The sequence below is a fragment of the Xylanibacter sp. genome, assembly GCF_057607445.1.
Genome location: NZ_DBLZAX010000052.1, coordinates 1 through 1,588 on the forward strand (window position 1 = coordinate 1; position 1,588 = coordinate 1,588).

A 1,588-nucleotide genomic window follows, 5' to 3' on the forward strand; every position below is an offset into this window, starting at 1 on the left:
CCTCAAATCCGCGACTTCCCTCACGAAGTGCTACAGACTGAAGAGAAATGTGCTTTTGATTAGAAATCCACCCATTCAGTCCGCTCGTCCGTTTCAATGCGCATACCATCCCCTTACCCCATAAAGCGACTTGAGGCAATACGCAATCAGTGGCCATCAAGTGATGGGAATCATCCGGAAGAAGTCTTGAAGGCTTCTGCATAGGCATGGTTGCCGGTGTAGATGTTCAGCACGTGTTGCCTTGCGGTCTTAATCCACTTGGCTGGTACGGAGATGAACCTGAAGACAAACGCCTTGATGCGGCTGGTTTCCTTGAGCCCGAACTTCTTGACTTCAATCCTTTGCATGATGGCCTTGTAGAAGTTGCGTATCAATGCTGTCAGGAGCAGGAACACAGTATTTTCCGCCATGAAGGATTTTGGAAGCCTGTTCCATCCGAATCCATTGTTCATGTCATCGAAGATACGTTCCTTGCCACCACGCATGTCATAGAATTCCACGATGTCCCTCATGGATGATTCGTAGTCATTGGTCAGGATGCAGCGGTAGGTGTATTCCCCCTCCCACAGGTCAAGTTCACCGCTCATGCGTCTCTGTCTCTGGATTACCAGGCGGTACGGTTTGCCTTTCCACTTCTCAACGAGAATGGAGTTCAACTCAAATTCAATGCCGTTTATTTCTTCCTTCTTCCATCCTCTGAGCGCGAATATGTCGTCATAGAGCGAACTGCAGCGGTTGGCGCGTATGTAGAATGTCCTGCAATGCTTCCTGGCCTCATCCACAATGTCTTCAGAGCATGAGCCGCAGTCGGCCCTGAAGCGGTTGACTGTCAGTTTCCTTTCTTCAAGCCTCCCGAAAATCCTCTTCAGCGTGTCCTGCTGGTGGAAGCGCACGTTGGTGTTGCCGTCGCTGTTCTCTATGCCGACAACCATGTCGCCGATAACGGCCACGCCGGGCCTGTAGCCAGGAAATTTCTTGTATGTGGGCTTTGCATCGTACTTCTCCGCCTCAATGAACTGGTGGTCGAAGTCAACGTCATACTCCCCGCCCTCCTTCAGCTGCCCTGTGGCCAACAGGCAATTCAGGAGCAATGTGTTGAGCGTGTCTGCCGTATTGAAGTCATAGGACTTTCCTGAATCAGATGTGTATGAGATATTTTCCCCGGTCAGTTCGTTTATTGCCCTGAGGATGGTGTCGGCGCTGCAGGTGCGGAGTGTGGGGTGAAGGGAAAGATGACTCATTAAGTGGGTGGTGACATCCTCAACGCAAGAGCCGCCGCAGAAGTAGACGCACATGAGCGAGCGTATGATTTCGCTGTATTGATAACCATAGAGTTTGCATCTCAACCCAAGCGTTGAGTCAATTGTAGGGGAGAGAAGGGAGGAAAATTGCTCCATGATTGGAAATATGCCTCCAAAAGGAGTGAGTTTCTCGGATTTTATTGCTACCTTTGCCATGTCTGTTACGGTTTCCTTTGTCTTTGGATTCGCAACACTAAGATAAGTGAAAACTCTGACATGGCAAAATCCTGGGCAACATTTTGTTGCCCAGGAACTTATAAAAATAATTATCAATCATGTTGCGGAAT

Annotated in this window: 1 protein-coding gene; it reads right to left on the bottom strand. The window is 49.2% G+C overall.

The annotated features are described in order from the left end of the window. Positions 1-170 precede the first annotated feature (170 nt). A complete protein-coding gene (locus ACZMIG_RS14765) occupies positions 171-1,457 on the bottom strand; it encodes an IS1380 family transposase (protein WP_487889765.1) in 1,287 nt (428 codons plus the stop codon). Positions 1,458-1,588 lie beyond the last annotated feature (131 nt).